This is a genomic window from Nonomuraea sp. NPDC005650, assembly GCF_040605375.1.
Taxonomy (GTDB): Bacteria; Actinomycetota; Actinomycetes; order Streptosporangiales; family Streptosporangiaceae; genus Nonomuraea.
In genome coordinates this window covers 361,176-377,711 of the sequence record NZ_JBEXCR010000007.1, presented here as the reverse complement: position 1 = coordinate 377,711, position 16,536 = coordinate 361,176, and the positions used below count along the sequence as shown (strand labels likewise).

Here is a 16,536-nt window from a genome sequence, read left to right as displayed (position 1 = left end):
GTAGATTGCATCCATGAGCCCCGACGAACAGATGGATCATGAAAATGACGCGCTCTCACCCGAGTTCTTAGCACTCGTGGACCGCGTCACCAAAGCTGTGCCAGACCTATATGCATGGCAGATAATATTGCCCGCCGACGGCTTCGTTTCCCTTGTTCTAGCCCACGTACAGATGCTGGAAGAAGACACCGACGCCCGCCTAGAGTATATGGGGAACTGGTGGGTCTCCGGAAACCCATACAAGGGAGTAAACTGCGTCTTTGTTGTAGCAAAAAATGCACGTAGATTCGAGATACAATACCATACTCCGGAGTCGGCAGACCTCGCACAGAAGAACCATCATCTCTATGAGATAGAACGAGACGCGAAGCGCTCCCTCGCCGAGCGACAGGAGGCGTACGACGAAATGGTCAAAAGGTTCGCCAACATCCCACATCCCCCGAATGTTGACCAGCTGGGCGAACTAGTGGTGAAAAGCAGGCCTGTCAGCTCCGTGGAGCATGAGCGCCACATGCACGATCACGCCAACCAATGGCTTCAAGCACTCGCACACAAGATAGCGGCAGAGGTTCCCGGCGTCACCATCAGCCAGCGAGCCGAGTACCCTGCCGATCTCCAGGGACTTCTTGATGCATCCTTGAATTACGGGGATGCGGGAGATGACGAAAGGGCTCTGCTGGCGCTCGACGAGCTGATAGACCGTTATATCTCTGACGCATACGAGGACGGTATAGCACAAGGCGTGACACTCGCGCTGCTCCGGAGCGGCGTGATTCTCGCAAACCTGAGCAGGTATGATGAGGCACTGGCTCGATGCGACAAGGCTCTCGAGATATGCGCAGACGAGTACGCCGGCCAACTGCTGGGCATGTGGACCAGGCAGGATCAGGCGAAGGAAGTCATGCAGCAGATCCGGCGCCAGATGATCGAGCAGCCTGCTGTGCAGCAGATTATTAAAGCTCTGTACGATGAGAGTGTCGAGTATTACGGTAGAAAACCTCGAGAGAGCGACGATGTACAGAAAAGTCAGGGCGGGCCGGTCTCTAAGCTTGGGCTCTACTCACGGATGCGGCGCTGGTTCTTCAGATAGGCCGGTGTAAATCCCTCCGGTCGGGTGGTGTGCGCGATGTCGCGCTGAGCCTTTCGCCACACCCGGCCAGGGACGTTCGGCGCCGTAGCCGAGATATCGTCCAACCTTTGGCGAATGTCGGCCAGGGCCGATCGAAGATCTTCGATCCGTGCGGGCCGCAGCACTTGCAGCTGCTCCATTTCCCGCCTGATCACCCCGTACGCTGCCCCTGTGGCAAGATGCTTGTCTGCGCGCTCACTGAGCCCTAGGAAGGTCTGCAGTGCGCTGAGGGCACCAGCCACAAGTACTACGAAACCTGCTGCGATCTGCACCATCATTGATGTGTTTGGATTCTGTGCCGTGGCGAAGAGCGTGGTACCCGCCGCGGCACTAAACACCACGCTCGGGATCCCAAGCCACCGATTTGATGAGGCGCAGTCCGCCGCTGCAGCGTAGTGCGATAGCTGTGACTCCCTCGCCCTACGAAACCAAGCACTAAGTAATACGCTTGCGTCAAGCCAGATTGTCTGGCTATCGAGGCGAACTTCGTCACTCGAGGTGATACGTTCCCCAGTTCCAGCATCGTGCGAGGATGGGCCTGTCACGTCCACGGTCATTCGCCCCCGCTTCCAGGTCTGAAAGATCTGGTCCAGCGCACAGGATCGACAATCTCGACGCTATCAGTCGTCGCATGATCATCTGTAGTCGCTGCAGCCGGAGGTCATGTGGCCAGAAGTGAAGTGGCCGGTCACAGGGGCAGAAGACGGCACGGCGGCAAAGCCACCGCCGGATGGAGCCGTCTCCTTCATATCCGCCCCGACTCATGCAGGCTCCGGTTTGGCGACCCTGACCCTCCCCAAGGCCGGCTAGACACCTTGGCGCCGCACTCAGCGGATCACCATCGCTACCGAAACCCGCAAAGTTGCACCATCTAATCCAATTCGTCAACAACACTTCAAGGCGTGAATCTGTCATTGGCGAGCCGATGGGGGATGGTCGGGTTAAAGGCCAGCGTCAGAAGTCGAACTCTCCGTTGCGGACACCAGCAGTGAACGCTGCCCACTCGGAGCGGGTGTACAGCACCACCGGCCCCTCGGGAGCGAGGCTGTGTCGGACCGCGATGTGCGTGCCAAGGTCGGCAGCCTCGACACACTGACCGTTGCCCCCACTGAAGCTGCTCTTGCGCCATTCGGCTCCGGTCAGGTCTATCTCTTCCATTAGGTCCTCCCCTCAGTCCTCTTCCAGCACTTTGGCCAACAGAGCATCCGACGCCTCTGGGCTAAGAGCCAGCTCCTGCAGGTCTGTGAACATAAGGCTATATCGCCCGATATCTTCCTGACTCTCCAAGAAGAGGTCGTTCGTGCTCGACTCGATGTAGACGACGTCCTGCGCTTCCTCGAAGCGCAGGATCGCGAAGCTACCGTGCATCCCGGGATGAGCCCCGGCCTCGTACGGGATGACTTGCAGTCTGATGTTCGGCTGGCGCGACGCCTCTCTCAGGTACTCCACTTGCGCACACATGACGGCCTTGCCTCCGACCAGCCGGTGCAGCACCGCTTCATCGATGACGGCTTCCAATGTCAGTGGTTCCTGCTGCGTCAGCAGTTCCTGGCGCTTCAGCCTCGCCGCCACTCGGCCATCCACCTCTTCCGGAGACGCTTTCGGCGCCGAGCCCGCGATGACAGCGCTCGCGTACGCCTCCGTTTGAAGCAGGCCGGGAACGAAGGAGGGCTCGAAGTTGTGGAGGGCGGATGCCTCTCGCTCGAAGCCGATGTACGCAGCGTACGGACCAGGCAGGTATTCCGCAGTGGGCTGCAGCCAAGTCTCTTCTGACGCCGCCCGGAGAAGGGCCTCCAACTCTTCCCGGCGTTCCGGCGAAGTTCTGTAGAGGTCGCAGAGCGTCCGCAGGGTGCGGAGTTGCGGTTTGGTCTTGGCCGTTTCGAGGCGGAACAGGGTGGACGCCACCAGTCCTGTCTCATTGGCCACCTGCTGATGACTGAGGCCGGCTTCCTCCCTGAGCTGGCGCAATTGCAGAGCAAGTCGCCTCAGGCGGGTCGTAGGGGCCTTATAGCGTGCCACGTCGGACAGCGTAGCCGACCTTGGTCGCGGAGTGCAGATGCAGTATTGCATTTGCAGTTATGCTCATGCACGATGGCTTTGCGTAGTCGGGGCGTAGCGATTGGTGATCGCCTCATCGTCTGTCCGCTGCGCAACGCATGCCCCCGATCTCTGGCGATGAAGGGTGGATGAACCCGTGCGATGGCCCCGGGCGCGAACATCACAGGTCCCAATACCTCAAAGACGACGTACACCTCAGGAGGAGCAGTATGTCTGCCTGGGGAAACTGGCATGGTCCATGCGAGAGGCCGGCGTGGCCCCCTCGATCTCGCTCGTCTTGCGGAAGCGAGATGAGCCCTTTGTGCTCGTCTCACGCGCCTCCACTTCAGAAGAACTGCGGGTGCGGGCCGCCGTCCGAGAGGGGCAATGGGTCTTCACCTGGGGGCGCGGACGTGAGCGATGGGCGGACATCAGCGATGCCGGATTCCAGCGGCTCTGGAAGGCGGCGCAGTGAGCAGGTTCCTCGCTGAGTTGATCGTCCCCGGGGAGCCCTGGTCAGTGCCACTGCTTCGGCACTTCGTTGGACGGGTGCTGACGGTGGCGGGCACCGCAACATCGACAACGCACAGCTCGTGACCAGCGAGTTGGCGGGAAACGCCGTCTTGCACACGCGATCGGCACGTCCCGGCGGCCTGATCACCACCAAGGTGACCGAAGTCAGGGCGGGGCTGGTCCGTATCGAAGTGATCGATGAGGGATCCGCGACTCTCCCCCGTCCCCGAACGGTCAGTGGCTACGCATGTCACGGTCGCGGACTGCGCCTGGTGGAGCTCCTGTCCGAACGGTGGGGCATACGTCTGAAGCCTCTCAGGTGGAAGGCCGTGTGGGCTGAGGTGCTCACCTCCGAAGACGCCCTGGCCGCGACTATGAGCGTCTCCCTAGACGAAGCCGAGACGTGATGGCTCTCCATTGGCGAGCCGGAGGGGTAGGCCCGGCCAGCGGTCAGGGCAGCCCGCGTCGGACATCGCAGGGCTCTGGCTGCGCGCGGGGGAATTGGATCGCTCCATCCTTTGATGGTCGATCATGAGCGGCCCCTTGACTCCAGGTAGCCAAGTGAAGATCACGGGACTGGAGCACAGCCCACCAGTTACTCGGGCATGCAAGTCGCTGATCGGCGAGTGTGGGGCGATCGTGACACTGTTGCACTTCGGTAAGTGCGCTTTGGTGGAACTCGATACTCCAAGGTCCGAGTGCCCTCAGGGTATGCGGCGCTGGTCGGTGGGTTTGGATGACCTGACCCATCTGGGTCCCGGGATCGGTCCTCGGAGACGAAAGGCCAGCCCAGTCACTGGCCTCACCGGTAGCGGTTCGCGCATCGCCCAGCACGCGGTGTGGGAGGGCGAGGAAAAGAGTCTCTGCGGCGAACTCGTGCGCCCTCTACCTTTCACCGGCTGGTCTGTGCCGTTCTCCGGCTCATCCCGAAGAGCCTGCCGCGACTGTGCCGGCCTGACGGCGGACGCGTTGCCGCCCGAGTCACCAGACTGAGGGGCACCCAGGGTGTGGTCTGTGACGACGCCCATGGGCTCCGCCAACCCGGACCATGAGAAGGCGTCCTGGTCTCCGCTCCGGAAGCAGAATCCGCACAATCCGCAGAATGGCGCTCCAAGAGCTGAGCAGCAGGTCACACGCTGTCTTCGCAGGTGCCGTCGGCCAACGCCGACGGTCGCGCAATCCCGCAGTATCCGCAGAAACAGCCGCCCGGAGCATGAGAGAGCATCAGACGCTCTCCACGACAAAGACGGAAGATCAAGTAGCAGATGGCCTCCAAGCTCAGCGCGTTGCCCGCTGACATTCGCGGCGCGTTCAGACGCTTCTACGTCTGGCATGACCCCCTCGACGGGTGGCATGCAAAGCCGCTCCCTAAGCTGAAAGCCGACGAGATCGCCAACGGGGTCAAGCCGGAACTCGTGGCGGACACTCTGCTACAGCTCGCATACGCATGCACTTGGCAGCGGAGCCGCCGCAACGTCCTCCGTTACCTGCGGAAATACGCCGGGCCAAGCTGTTGATGTGAATTCCGACGCCGACCACCTCCTGTTCCTCCCTGACAGGAATCTGGCTTTCTGCGGCATAGTGCGGGACTTGCCTTCGGACCGTTGATCGAAGGCACTGATGTGCTCCGAGTGGCGTAGCGCGGGTTCTGCGGTTTACGCGGCATGACCGATGATCACGATCATTCTCGGCTCGCCGTGTCAACGACGGCCGAATTCTGGGTCTGGCCCACTTTTCGTGATCAGCCGTCCATTCGAGATCACAATCATGTCGAACCGGATGCGGGCCGGTGCCGGTGTCGGGACGCTGCTCTGTGTCGATCATGGAGCTGTTGGCGGTCGTGTTCCCGCATCTTGCCGCCGTTCGTATCGAGCGGGTGCATCGGATGGGCGCGACCGTGCGGGTGAAGGCCGCGACGACGCAGCCGAAGGGTGAATGTCCGGCCTGTGGCTGTGAGTCGGTGCGGGTTCATAGCCGCTATGAGCGGTTCCTGTCGGATCTGCCGGTGGCCGGGCAGGAGGTGCTGCTCCAGGCGCGGGTGCGCCGCTTCTTTTGCGACAACACCGCCTGTGACAAGCGGACCTTCGCTGAGCAGGTTCTCGGTCTGACCAGCAGGCACGGCCGGCGCGCGGCGGGGCTGTTGTCGATGCTGCGGATGGTGGCGTTGGCTTTGGGTGGTCGGCCCGGTGCCCGTCATACCGCCCGTCTGGCCTGTGCGGTGGGCCGTTCGACGCTGCTGCGGCTGTTGCGGAGCTTGCCTGATCCGCAGGTGGCGACTCCGCGGGTGCTGGGGGTCGATGAGTTCGCCTGGCGCAAGGGCCACACCTACGGGACGGTGCTGGTCGATGTGGAGGGCGGCCATGTGGTCGACCTGCTGCCGGATCGCTCGGCGGACTCGTTCGCGGCCTGGCTGGAGGCCCATCCCGGGGTCGAAGTGATCTGCCGGGACCGGGCTGGCGCGCGGCGCGGCGCCCCGCTGGCGGTGCAAGTGGCCGACCGCTGGCATCTGCTCCACAATCTGTCCGGCGCGGTCCAGCGGGCCGTGTCCCGGCACCGCGCGCGCCTGCGTGAACCGGCCAAGCCCGAGATCGTCGATCCTCCTGCTGCCCTGGAGTCGGCCCGCGAGGAAAGCCCTTCGGCAGCCCGCATCAGGGCACGGCACGCCGAGATCCACCAGGCCCTCGCCCAGGGGGCGAATATCACTCAGATCAGCCGCGAGCTGCGGCTAGATCGCAAGACCGTGCGCCGCTACGCCACCGCAGCCAGCGCCGATGACCTCATCAGCGATGAGCGCGCACCATACCGGACGATCCTCGATGCCCATGTTCCCTACCTGCAGCACCGCTGGGAGCAAGGCTGCCGCAGCACCGATCAACTCCTGACTGAACTGCGCGAACGTGGCTACTTGGGCAGCGCCCGCACGCTCCGACGCCTCACCGCCAAGCTCCGCTCGACAACCGTCAAACCCGCAACGCCGCCCGCGCCCAAGATCCGGGAAGTCACCGGCTGGATCGTCCAGCCACCCAGCAAGGTCGCCACCGAAGACCTGGCCAAGCTCGAACAGATCACCGCCCGTTGCCCAGAACTCGCCTCGGTCACCGAATTGACGCGCCAGTTCGCCGAGATGCTCGTCCACCGTCGCGGCGAGCAGGACCTGGAAGGCTGGGCGGCGCGAGCGGAGGCCAGCCCGGCACGGGAACTACGCGACTTCGTCGCCGGTCTTCGCCGGGACTGGGCGGCGGTCAAGGCCGGACTCACCCTGCCCTACAGCTCCGGGGCCGTGGAAGGCAACGTGAACCGCATCAAGATGATCAAACGGATCATGTACGGGCGAGCCAACCCCGACCTTCTCCGCGTCCGTGTCCGTGTCCTGCACGGCTACTGATCACGGAAAGTGGGCCAGACCCACTTTTACATGGCCACGGACAGCGGGGGGCGTTCTCGTCTACATGATCGCAAGGACCTGTGCGGGATCTTGTCACCATCAGCATCATCGGTGGGCACCGCCTCCGACACACCTTCGGTTACGGAGGCACTAACCGGCCGCCACATCGCGGAGGGCGGTCAGGCTGCCCTGCAGCGGCATCGAGTGGCGCCTAAGATCCGTACGCTCCTCGTACGTGATCATGGGCACATGCTTGCCATCGGCGGCATCGGGTGGCACACCCCGGAACGCAGAAGGACCTGCGTTTCCGCAGGTCCTGGCGCATCTTACGATGTAGATCTCGAGTGCCCCCTGTAGGATTCGAACCTACGCACCCGGCTCCGGAGGGGATTGCGTGTTTGTAGGCGGACACGTTTCTGACCAGGCACTATGCATGGACAGCGCTAGATCGGGCGATGGATGGTCCACACATGGTCCACGATCATGCCGGAGAGCCTCTGCGGAGGGACCCGCTCGTCCGATTGACCATCCGGCGGGTCGTGCGGAGTGGTGAGGGCCAGGACTCGCTTCTCCTCCGCCTGGCGTGCGTTCTCTCCGCCTCTCACCCGCTCCTATTATGGGTGCACCGGCCGCCCTATGGTCGCGAAGTACTCGCGGGCCCTCGCCATGCCTTCTCGTTAGATGGCTGCAGCACCAAACTTCAGTGTTGCAGCCACATCACGTTAAAGTGCTGGGGAAATTGCTGCACCTAACGAGCGTGCAACAAGATCGCAGCACCTATCACAACGACTGTTGTGATGGCGCACAGGCGGGCGGTCCGTGGCCAACTGTCCAAGGATGTCCGGATCGTCCGCCCTGCCTCCTTTACCAAGCATGTAAGCCAGTCCAATGATGATCACCTCCTTGTCGCCAGCTTCATGCGAGCCACTGTAGAGATGGGGCATCGGCGGGTCCAAGTCCATTGTGTACACGGTGTACACCCTGTATGTTGAGCGGCCATGAGCGCTCAGGAGCCTGGTACAGGCCATCAGGCATTGGACGTTGGGCTTCGGGATGCCAGGGCTTCTCTCGGTCAACTCGTGGACAAGGTGTGTTATGAAAACGTTCCCGTCTTCCTGACTAAACACGGTCGACGAGTAGCGGCGATACGAAAGGTCGATCCCCTACTGACACCTGACGATGTGTTGGATGAGGATTCCGATGAGCCAATATCGATACCGGGAAACGTTGAGGCCGCTGCGGGCTTCCTTTTAGGATCACTGAGTGGCAAAATCGATCAGGAGCGGTTGAAACAGGTTTCGCAGTATTCCGGAATCAGTCAAGCGGATTTTCTCGGGGGCCTAGCGACCATTGCTTGGTATATGTTCCCTGCGCCTTCGAAAGACGAAGATGAAGGCGAGGAACGAGAGCACTTGGATCAGATATACGCGAGAGTGACCCTGATGATCTCTCGGGTATTGCCGTCGTGGGGTGCGGACTCTGCAGTTGTCCCGATATTTTCTGGATCGATGGTCGCAGCTCACCTTGGTCAGCATCCCGCCGTATGGAGAAATAGGCTCCCGGTCAAAGTTGATGAAGTAGAGCGGACGGCGTGGATGCTTGGGTGCTATCTGCTAGCTGATGCGCTTCGTGAGCTATTCGGACAAGACTTTATTGAAGAAGCTGTCTACTCGGCGGTAGAGACTGTCGCTGAGGTCGCTTCACCCGACGGATGAGCCGCATCGCCTCTGGCGCCGGATGCTGATTGCTGCGCCGCGAAGCTGTCGAGACATCTTCTGACCAGCGTTTCGCTGGAATTGGCTCCCGCATCCTAACCGCTTCGGTTGTTTAAATCATCGTTTCAACCCCGAACGACAGTGAACAGACGTGATGCACCTGCCGCGCCATTGTCCGTCACCATCACGACAAATCGTACTGCCGGGTGAGCGCGAGGGCTTGTTTCTCGTCCACCTGGCGTGGCATGCGGGCCATCTTCTCGCGCAAGTCTTCCAGGATGTTGTTGCCAGCGCGGGCGACGCGGTAACGGTGGAGCTCCAGTTGGGAGTCAAAGAGCTTGGCCGTGGGCCCCATCCAGATTAGCCCGGAGTGGAATTCCTTGTGATTTTGCTCTATCGCCTCGGTGGCCTTTTGGATGAGCGGGGCGATCTTCTGCTCGGCTTCGCGTAACGCTTCGTAGAGCGGGTTGGGCACCATGTCGGGCATCGGCTCAGCCGTTCTCGTCGGCGTTGAGGGTAGTGGCGATGAGCTTGGGCGCGATGAGCTTCATCAAGGCCACCACGTCGGCGGTGTTGTCGCGACCCTTGACGCCTTTCACCAGTTCGATGGACAGCCGCACCTTGCCTTTCACCAGCATCGCGCCAGCCCTGGTCTTCTCGTTGGGGTCGGTCGTGTAGTAGCCGAAACTGCCGGGGACGATCTCTGGCAGCTGCTTGGAGACTCCGTCGCGTAGCTGGTTCTCGATCTGGCCGCGTGTGCCGCCGACGTCCTGGAAGATGCGAAGCACTGTCCATCGTTCGCCGGTTCGCTGGTAGGCGGCGCAGGCGCCGACGGCGGGGTTGAGCTTGTCCTCTCGTGCGAGCTCGACCGATCCGGTGACCAGCGGGTCAGTGACTCCCGTCATCCGTTCCACCGCGATTTTGGGAACGTGGCCGCATATGAAGGGTGGGCCGTATGCGGTAGGTAGTGGGGTCGTGTCGACCGGGCTCTCGTCCGCGATGCATGCTGAAACGGTGATCAGAGCGCATGCGAGCACTATCCCGCGACCGGCTGTGATCACCTGTAGTGGGCGAAGCCGCTGTCGAAACCTTCGTCGAGCTTGCTCTGTACGTCGAGTGATTTCCACGCGTTGTCCTCGGGGCGTCGATAGAGCCAGGTGCGGTACGCGTTGTAGCGCTGGCCATCGCCCGCGATCATCTCCTGGAGTGACATCAGCGTCTTGCCGTCCTCCTTCAGGAAGTTGTTCGGCGCGCTGCGTGGGTTGTCACCAGGTTGGACGTTGGTGAGCGAGGCCCATGGGTGGGTTTTTGCCGGTGGGTCGCCCGCGCCGAAGAGTCCATGGTTGAACATGGCCTGCGCGGTGAGTTGATGTACGAGGAACCGTGCCTGTTCGCGGGCGTTGTTGGCGTCGAGGACGGCTGCCGTTTCTGCGGTGCCCTTGACGCCTTCTTCGATCATGCCGCTCCATGCGCCCACGGTGCTCGCAGTAATGGGCCACCCGCCTGTTTGCCCGAACCCCAGACCGGTGTTGACCACGGCCATGAGGATCTTTATATTCCGCTTCTGGGTCTCGTCGAGTTCATGGCCCTTTTCAATACTGGCGAGCCCGGCCGCGTCGGTGATGAGACCGAAACCAGCACCGACCTCAAGGGCTGCGGTCTGGATACTCCCGGTGCCACTTTTCGCGGCCAACTGCCCGGCACCATGGTCGAAGAGTTTGTCACCCCATGCCGTCTGGGCTGCGGCTACCATTCCGAAGGCGTACTCGTCCTCCTTGAATGCCTCCTGCATCACTGCGCGGAGTTCGTTCTTGTTAAACTGGGCACCCCAGTCCTCCCGTCCCGGGAGGTTCGGGTAGTCCTCTCGGAACACGCCAGGTTGTTCCAGACCGGGCGTGCCGGCCACACGGTTGACGTCGGGGATGTACGCCGCCAGGATGTGGCCGATGGAGCGGGGCGCCACCAGGGATTTCGGGTGGTCATCGGCCTTGAGCCGTTCATACTGGAGGTGAATTACGTCCGAGGCGATCTTGGCCGACAGATAACCGCGGGATGGGTTCATGGGAGTGCCCGCATGGTCGCGGTACGTCATGGTGGCCGCCTCCAGAGCCGTACCCAACGCTTTGCCGCCATCATTCAGCGGCATCTCCGTCACGTAGTACTTGAGCGCCGTTGGATCGTAGGCGAAGAACTCTTGAGCCGCTGCGGGATGGCGGCCCAGCGCCTCGAACACGTCCGCCATCGGGTTGTCATATCGTAGGCCGTCGTGTTGGGCGCGTTCGGCCGCGTCCACCTTTCTGGCCACGTCCAGTAGGAATTCGTGGTCGAATTTTCCGAACTTGAGCGCCCGTGCGAGCCCGCGGTGCTGCCCTCGGCTGAGATCGCCCGTCAACTGCTTGCGCCAGGTGGCGTCCAGGCGTGGGCTCGCTGCGCCGAGCGCCTTGCCCAGCACGGCCTGAAGGCGCTCGGCCTCTTTACCTTCCTGGTGGATCGCCCTGTTCATGATTTTGCGGAAGGTCTCCGTACCCAGGGCGTACATGAGCTTGGTGGCGAACTCCGGGTCCAACGCTCGCTTTTCCAGGGCTGCCAGGGCGGAGTCTGGGATCTGGGCGTCGTTGGGGTAGGCGGATAAGTGGCTAACGGCGGCGTAGACGTCGGGGTCGTTGGAGGCCTTACTATAGAGTCCTTCGTCGAAGCCGGCCATCCCATTCACGGCCTGGCCAGGCCCTCCCCATTCCGAATTCTCGACGGTGATGGTTTCCTTGCGGCGTCGTAACTCCGGGCGCTTGGCATTGATCCAGTTGGCGGCTTCTCTGAACGCGGTCAGATGCGAGGTATCCAGGTCGAACTGTTGCAAGGTGCGCCGGATCTGTGGCTCGCTGCTTTCGATCGTGGACCCAGTACGGCCAAGGGCGGGCTCGAAGAGCGCCATAAGGCCGGGGTCGATGCCCGAGTAGTTCCCCTTCAGTTCCCACACGCGGGGATCAGGGCCGGTGGGGTAGCTCATGACAAGCCTCCAGCACGAACGGCGGGACGCACACGGCCAGCCAGACCAGCGTATCCCCGTGCTGGCTTGACGTTGAGATCTCATGCCGAGACCGATATGGCGTCGTTGCGGATCGTCAGGAAGTACGCGAGCTTAGGCTCCAGAAGTTCAGATATATAGCAAGGAAGTGCAGCAACCGCGGCTTATTCGCTGTCGCTGGCGGGCAGATCGTCGAAGGCCAATTCCACGTGGTCACCACGCAGGACCTTCCGATGCTTGCGGGGCCCCGGCACGATCTCGAAGACCGGTACGCCCTCGGGCATGCCGCCGAACTCCCGTAGCTCCCCTGGCGTGGCCAAATCTCGCCGCTCGTCTGGGGTCGGCATGCGCGCGATCACTCGCGAGCCAGCAGGGACGAGGTACGGCTCTCGGGTCGGCTCAGTGGCCACCATCGACCCCCGCTTGCGGACCGTGGTGATGCGCCCCTCGGCCCGCAGGTACGCCAGCGCTTCGCGGACGGTGTCCCGGCCCACCTCGTACATCTGCGAGAGCTGAGCCTCCGAGGGCAACCACGCTCCCGGCCGGTAGCGGCCAGCGGTGATGTCGTCGCGGATCGCGTTGGCGACCTGGCGATACACCGGCACCCCGGAGCTGTAGTCGATCACAGTACACAAGTGTCACGCGGCTATGTTGCCATGAGCCTTGTGGCCATGAGGCCCTAGAGTTAACGTGGGCAAACGTCGGTCAGAGTGGATTTTTGACTGGCTTCCCTGTCCAACGCAACACGGGGAGATCAATCCCGCATGACTTCCATCTTTGGCGTCTCGCCTCACGACCTGCGCGGCGCGTTCAGGCGCTTCTACGTGTGGCACGACCAGCTCGGCGTCTGGCGGGCCAGGCCGCTGCCCAAACTGACCGCCGACGAGATCGCCTATGGCGTCAAGCCGCAGCTCGAAGCCGACACGCTCCTAGAGCTCGCCTACGCCTGCGCATGGCAGCGATGCCGCCGCAAGGTCTTCCGCTACCTGCAGGAGTACGCCGTGGAAGGGCCGAGCGGCCATGCCGGATCCTGACGTGCCCGGACTGCGCTGGGAACCTTATCTGCGCCCTTGGAGGGACTACATTCGGATCACTGAGACATCGTGCTGCGGAGTGTATGAGTGGGCGGGCCAGGGTGGGCAGTTCTTCGTTCTCCGTACTGCGGGGGAGAGCTACGAGGAGGCCGGTAGGGGTCGCTACAAGCACGCGCGTGAGCTTTGGATGATGCTCATGGCGGAGTTCGAGAGGACGCACAAGTGTAAAGACCCGGACGATGCTGCCATCAAAGCCGGGTGGCGCGGTGACACGCGGCCGGCCAGGAGCCGGAGGCCTAAACGGTCACGTACGTCTGCCGTAGGAACTGCTCCAGGGGACGCGTAGAGCGTCGCAGCCCCTCCTGGTCCGCGCTCGGACCTCAACTGAGACTTGTTGGCCAACCTGGTGCCGGATCGCGTCCATGGCTCCATCGAGGGAGAACTTCAAAAGAGGCGAGGAGTCGCGATACTCCGCAGGTCCTGGCCTGTCCGCCCTACTCTAGAGACGATGTGCCTCGGCGAGGGAGCGCGATGAGCAAGGCGAAGGATGGGCCCACCTACGTTCGGATAGCCGAGGATATCCGCCGTCGCATTCGCGAGGGAGACCCCCCCGCCGGCGGCATGCTGCCTTCCGAGGCGATCCTTGCCCACACATACGGCGTGGCACGCGGAACCGTACGCCAGGCCGTCGCCGAGTTGGAGCGTACGGGACTGGTGGCCAGCGAGGCAGGCCGCGGACGTCGGGTGGTGGGAAAAGAGCCACCAGGCGGCCGCCGTGCGGCCGCGACCCAGTACGAAGCGATCGCCGAGGCGATGCGCAAGCGCATCGAGAGCGGCGAACTCGTGGCCGGCCAACAGCTACCAGGTGAAGCAGCGACCGCGAACGAGTATGGCGTCTCGAAGGGGACTGTCCGTCAGGCGTTCCAGTTGCTTGCCTCTGAACAGATGATCGCCTCTGTCCATGGGAAGGGGTGGTTCGTCGGAGGGCCCGATCATGCGCGTACGCGGGCTGACGACGTTGCTGCTGCTCTGCGACAGGACATAGCCAGTGGGCAGTTCGCCATAGGTGCTGTGCTCCCCGGAGAGAATGCACTGGCCCAAGAGCGAGGCGTTGGTCGTATCACTGTCAGGCGGGCGTTCGCGCTGCTAGAAGCAGAAGGGATAGTCGAGAAGCGGGCCGGAAGAGGCCGCGTGGTCAAGACGCAACCAAAGGGCTCCTAGTGACCGTGTTCCAGTCAGCCGCAGTCCCGTTCACCTCTCAGGAAGCACAGGCGACCCTCCAGGAAGCTTGTAAGGTCGCCGGCCTCGCGAGCGAAGACGCGCGGCTGATCCGCCTCGGCGAGAATGCCCTCTTCGTGCTGGCGGCCGAACAGATCGTCGTGCGAATCGCTCGGAGCCTGGACGTTCTTAACGACGCTCGCAAAGAGGTGGCCGTGTCCGCCTGGCTTCATGAGGCGGGACTGCCAGCGGCGCAAACGACTCATCACCCCCAACCTCTCGTTGTCAGGGACAGGCCCGTCACGCTGTGGCACTTCGTCGACAACGGCGGCGGTCCCGCGACCTTGATCGATCTTGCCGAGGTCTTGCGGGCTCTCCATCGGATGCCGGTCCCTGAAGATCTGGCGCTGCCACAGATCGACATCCTTGGACGCGTATCGGAACGCATCTCCTCGACCAATGTCCTCTCGGACGAGGAACGTCAGTTCCTGCTGAGGAAGTACCAGCAGCTCCGGACAGCCTATGAGGCTCTGCATTTCCCTCTCGCCGCCTGTGCCGTACACGGTGACGCTCACTCTGACAACCTCATCAAGACCGCTGACGGCACCATCGTGCTGATCGACTTCGAGCGTTTCGCCTTCGGCCCTCCTGAGACCGATCTCGCTGTCACAGCCCTTGAACACTCCCTGGGCTGGGGTACCCGTGCCGAATATGACCAGTTCGCGGAGCACTACGGCTTCGATGTTCTGGCGTGGGAGGGCTATCCCGTGCTCAGAGACATCAACGAGTTGAAAATGACGACATGGCTGATGCAGAACGTCAACGAAGACGAGACCATCGCTCGCGAGTTCCGTAATCGCCTTTTCTGTCTGCAGAATCCGGATACGACTCGTCGGTGGCGGGCTTTCTAGTCGCCGAGGGAAGGGTACTTCTCGGTGACAAGAGTGTTGAACGCTCTGACCGAATCTTCGCAGCCGAAACCTGCGAGGTCGGCTTTCAGGTCTCGAATGTACCGGAGATAACGCGCGGACTTGAGGGGGCCGGCAAGGTTGACGGCTTCTAGCGCAACCAAGGCCGCCTTCGCGGGCTGCCCCATGTGGACGTAACTCGCTGCCTGCACGAGGCGGTCGAAGGCGAGCGTCCGCACGTACATCGCGTCACAGAGATCGACGGCCTGACCGACGAATTCCATGGCCTGTGAGGGGATTCTGAGGTCGCGATAGCAGTGCGCACCTTCGCTGGCCAGTTCCGCTGCGTCGAAGTAGCGTGACCATGGCGGGTCATCCTCCACGTTGCGCCTGCTGAAATACTTCTCGGCCTGTAGCAACGCCCGTGCGCACTGGACCTCATCGCGGTTACCTGCGTGGGCCCGCGCTTCCATGGCGTAGAACAAGGCCATGGGCGTGGCAGTGGAAACGTCCTTGCACCCTTCCTGAGCTGCGCGTGCAAGCTGTATCGCCTGGTTGTACCGGCCAAGATAGTTGGCCTGATGGCTCATATCGGCGAGCAGCAGACCGCCCATCATGCGGTCCCCCGACGCTTGCGCGAGGCGTAGTCCTTGGAGGAAATATCGCTGAGCGAGCCCGTGTCTGCCCAGGTCGTAAGCCGTCCAGGCGACCAGCTCGGTGATTTCCGCAGCAGCCGCGTACAACGATCGTCCTACCGGCTCGGTAAATTTACCGTTCAGCATTGGGACGACTTCGCGGTTGTAATACTGGATGAGCGCGGAACGCGCATGGCCACCGCCGAACTGAAAACCCATATTGGCGAAGATCTCAGTGGTCGCCCGGACCGCGTGTACGTCCCACGCGCCCACAGATGGCCGGGCATTATCCCTGGCCTGATGCGGCTCTGGCCGCGACAGTAGCCACGCGATCAGAGCCTCACTCCAGGCGTCCGGCACGATCACGGACTCCAGCGCGACGGGATCATCGGCGAGGTCCCGCCGGGTAAGGCCGAGCAGCAAGCTTCCGACATCGGATATCCCGCCGCCGTGGGCGAGGGTGGCTTCAAGCGTCTCCGGAGTGACGACCCTGCCGAAGCCGATGTCGTCCAACGAGAACGTCGCGCCGGCCTTCTGAGAGAGGGCCTCGGCGATGAACCGTGCCGTCGTCGGGCGAGGCTTCACACCGTCAAGCCAACGCTTGACGTCCACATGGGTGCAACTCAGGTTTATGCCGTCTTTCTGGGCAATTTGCCGCACTCGCGAAGCAAGTCCCGAATTTGAGCAATCCGCGCGCCGCATGACCTGCGCAAGCGCAACATTGGGCATTCGAGACACGTTCACCTCCACATATCCGCGCCTTCGCATCATGGCGCGGACAAAGGTTTCCGCGACTCGAACTCCACAAATTTGGTCTGGATATTTCTCCTGGTCGAGGGCCGAAAACACCCCCAAAAGCACCTCCTGTGCATTCAGTCCCGGGGGCGATCACAGTGTTGCCGGAGCTCGCGGCGAGGAACCCTTGAGTCAGCAGGAA

At 62.3% G+C, this 16,536-nt stretch carries 15 protein-coding genes; 7 read left to right on the top strand and 8 right to left on the bottom strand.

Features of this window, described 5'->3' with window-relative positions; genetic code table 11:
• Nucleotides 1-13 precede the first annotated feature (13 nt).
• Nucleotides 14-1,090 carry a hypothetical protein gene (locus ABZS69_RS15135; protein ID WP_355371578.1) on the top strand — a complete coding sequence of 359 codons (1,077 nt, stop codon included), beginning with the start codon at nt 14-16 and terminating at the stop codon, nt 1,088-1,090.
• Here the strand turns inward: ABZS69_RS15135 and ABZS69_RS15130 are convergent.
• The 3 genes from ABZS69_RS15130 to ABZS69_RS15120 form a co-directional block, all read right to left on the bottom strand.
• The gene (locus tag ABZS69_RS15130) at nt 1,057-1,686 is read right to left on the bottom strand and encodes an SLATT domain-containing protein (RefSeq protein WP_355371575.1); all 630 of its coding nucleotides are present in this window, start codon (nt 1,684-1,686) and stop codon (nt 1,057-1,059) included. The genes ABZS69_RS15135 and ABZS69_RS15130 overlap by 34 nt on opposite strands.
• Before the next feature lie 397 nt (nt 1,687-2,083).
• Nucleotides 2,084-2,287: a DUF397 domain-containing protein gene (locus ABZS69_RS15125; protein ID WP_355371572.1), complete on the bottom strand. Its 204-nt coding sequence runs from the start codon at nt 2,285-2,287 to the stop codon at nt 2,084-2,086.
• Between the two features lie 12 nt (nt 2,288-2,299).
• Nucleotides 2,300-3,148 carry a helix-turn-helix transcriptional regulator gene (locus tag ABZS69_RS15120; RefSeq protein ID WP_355371570.1) on the bottom strand — a complete coding sequence of 283 codons (849 nt, stop codon included), beginning with the start codon at nt 3,146-3,148 and terminating at the stop codon, nt 2,300-2,302.
• A 530-nt stretch (nt 3,149-3,678) separates the two neighbouring features.
• Between ABZS69_RS15120 and ABZS69_RS15115 the strand changes: the two genes are divergently transcribed.
• From ABZS69_RS15115 to ABZS69_RS15105, 3 genes are all read left to right on the top strand, one after another.
• A complete protein-coding gene (locus tag ABZS69_RS15115) occupies nt 3,679-4,086 on the top strand; it encodes an ATP-binding protein (RefSeq protein WP_355371647.1) in 408 nt (135 codons plus the stop codon).
• Between the two features lie 1,415 nt (nt 4,087-5,501).
• Complete coding sequence (locus ABZS69_RS15110; protein ID WP_355371644.1) at nt 5,502-7,064, top strand: ISL3 family transposase; 1,563 nt, start codon at nt 5,502-5,504, stop codon at nt 7,062-7,064.
• A gap of 998 nt (nt 7,065-8,062) precedes the next feature.
• Complete coding sequence (locus ABZS69_RS15105; RefSeq protein WP_355371567.1) at nt 8,063-8,779, top strand: type II toxin-antitoxin system prevent-host-death family antitoxin; 717 nt, start codon at nt 8,063-8,065, stop codon at nt 8,777-8,779.
• 184 nt (nt 8,780-8,963) lie between these two features.
• Here the strand turns inward: ABZS69_RS15105 and ABZS69_RS15100 are convergent, their stop codons facing one another.
• The 4 genes from ABZS69_RS15100 to ABZS69_RS15085 form a co-directional block, all read right to left on the bottom strand.
• On the bottom strand, nt 8,964-9,266 hold the full coding sequence (locus ABZS69_RS15100) for a hypothetical protein (protein WP_355371564.1): 303 nt from the start codon (nt 9,264-9,266) through the stop codon (nt 8,964-8,966).
• Nucleotides 9,267-9,270: 4 nt separating this feature from the next.
• On the bottom strand, nt 9,271-9,684 hold the full coding sequence (locus ABZS69_RS15095; protein ID WP_355371562.1) for a hypothetical protein: 414 nt from the start codon (nt 9,682-9,684) through the stop codon (nt 9,271-9,273).
• 152 nt (nt 9,685-9,836) lie between these two features.
• Nucleotides 9,837-11,786, bottom strand: a complete 1,950-nt coding sequence (locus tag ABZS69_RS15090; protein WP_355371559.1) for a hypothetical protein — start codon at nt 11,784-11,786, stop codon at nt 9,837-9,839.
• A gap of 182 nt (nt 11,787-11,968) precedes the next feature.
• The gene (locus tag ABZS69_RS15085) at nt 11,969-12,430 is read right to left on the bottom strand and encodes a GntR family transcriptional regulator (RefSeq protein ID WP_355371556.1); all 462 of its coding nucleotides are present in this window, start codon (nt 12,428-12,430) and stop codon (nt 11,969-11,971) included.
• A gap of 138 nt (nt 12,431-12,568) precedes the next feature.
• Between ABZS69_RS15085 and ABZS69_RS15080 the strand changes: the two genes are divergently transcribed.
• From ABZS69_RS15080 to ABZS69_RS15070, 3 genes are all read left to right on the top strand, one after another.
• Nucleotides 12,569-12,838 carry a hypothetical protein gene (locus ABZS69_RS15080; protein WP_355371553.1) on the top strand — a complete coding sequence of 90 codons (270 nt, stop codon included), beginning with the start codon at nt 12,569-12,571 and terminating at the stop codon, nt 12,836-12,838.
• A gap of 531 nt (nt 12,839-13,369) precedes the next feature.
• Nucleotides 13,370-14,059, top strand: coding sequence for a GntR family transcriptional regulator (locus tag ABZS69_RS15075; protein ID WP_355371550.1), 690 nt, complete (start codon nt 13,370-13,372; stop codon nt 14,057-14,059).
• Nucleotides 14,059-14,967 carry an aminoglycoside phosphotransferase family protein gene (locus ABZS69_RS15070; protein WP_355371547.1) on the top strand — a complete coding sequence of 303 codons (909 nt, stop codon included), beginning with the start codon at nt 14,059-14,061 and terminating at the stop codon, nt 14,965-14,967. The genes ABZS69_RS15075 and ABZS69_RS15070 overlap by 1 nt, the downstream gene beginning before the upstream one ends.
• On the opposite strand, the gene ABZS69_RS15065 is transcribed toward ABZS69_RS15070, so the two are convergent.
• Complete coding sequence (locus ABZS69_RS15065) at nt 14,964-16,349, bottom strand: hypothetical protein (protein ID WP_355371545.1); 1,386 nt, start codon at nt 16,347-16,349, stop codon at nt 14,964-14,966. The genes ABZS69_RS15070 and ABZS69_RS15065 overlap by 4 nt on opposite strands.
• Between the last annotated feature and the right edge of the window lie 187 nt (nt 16,350-16,536).

Bases quoted from the DNA above. Each gene is read 5' to 3' on its own strand.
- ABZS69_RS15080 (WP_355371553.1), top strand. From the start codon at position 12,569: ATGACTTCCATCTTTGGCGTCTCGCCTCACGACCTGCGCGGCGCGTTC.
- ABZS69_RS15105 (WP_355371567.1), top strand. From the start codon at position 8,063: ATGAGCGCTCAGGAGCCTGGTACAGGCCATCAGGCATTGGACGTTGGG.
- ABZS69_RS15075 (WP_355371550.1), top strand. From the start codon at position 13,370: ATGAGCAAGGCGAAGGATGGGCCCACCTACGTTCGGATAGCCGAGGAT.
- ABZS69_RS15125 (WP_355371572.1), bottom strand. From the start codon at position 2,287: ATGGAAGAGATAGACCTGACCGGAGCCGAATGGCGCAAGAGCAGCTTC.
- ABZS69_RS15130 (WP_355371575.1), bottom strand. From the start codon at position 1,686: ATGACCGTGGACGTGACAGGCCCATCCTCGCACGATGCTGGAACTGGG.
- ABZS69_RS15110 (WP_355371644.1), top strand. From the start codon at position 5,502: ATGGAGCTGTTGGCGGTCGTGTTCCCGCATCTTGCCGCCGTTCGTATC.
- ABZS69_RS15095 (WP_355371562.1), bottom strand. From the start codon at position 9,684: ATGACGGGAGTCACTGACCCGCTGGTCACCGGATCGGTCGAGCTCGCA.
- ABZS69_RS15100 (WP_355371564.1), bottom strand. From the start codon at position 9,266: ATGCCCGACATGGTGCCCAACCCGCTCTACGAAGCGTTACGCGAAGCC.
- ABZS69_RS15090 (WP_355371559.1), bottom strand. From the start codon at position 11,786: ATGAGCTACCCCACCGGCCCTGATCCCCGCGTGTGGGAACTGAAGGGG.
- ABZS69_RS15135 (WP_355371578.1), top strand. From the start codon at position 14: ATGAGCCCCGACGAACAGATGGATCATGAAAATGACGCGCTCTCACCC.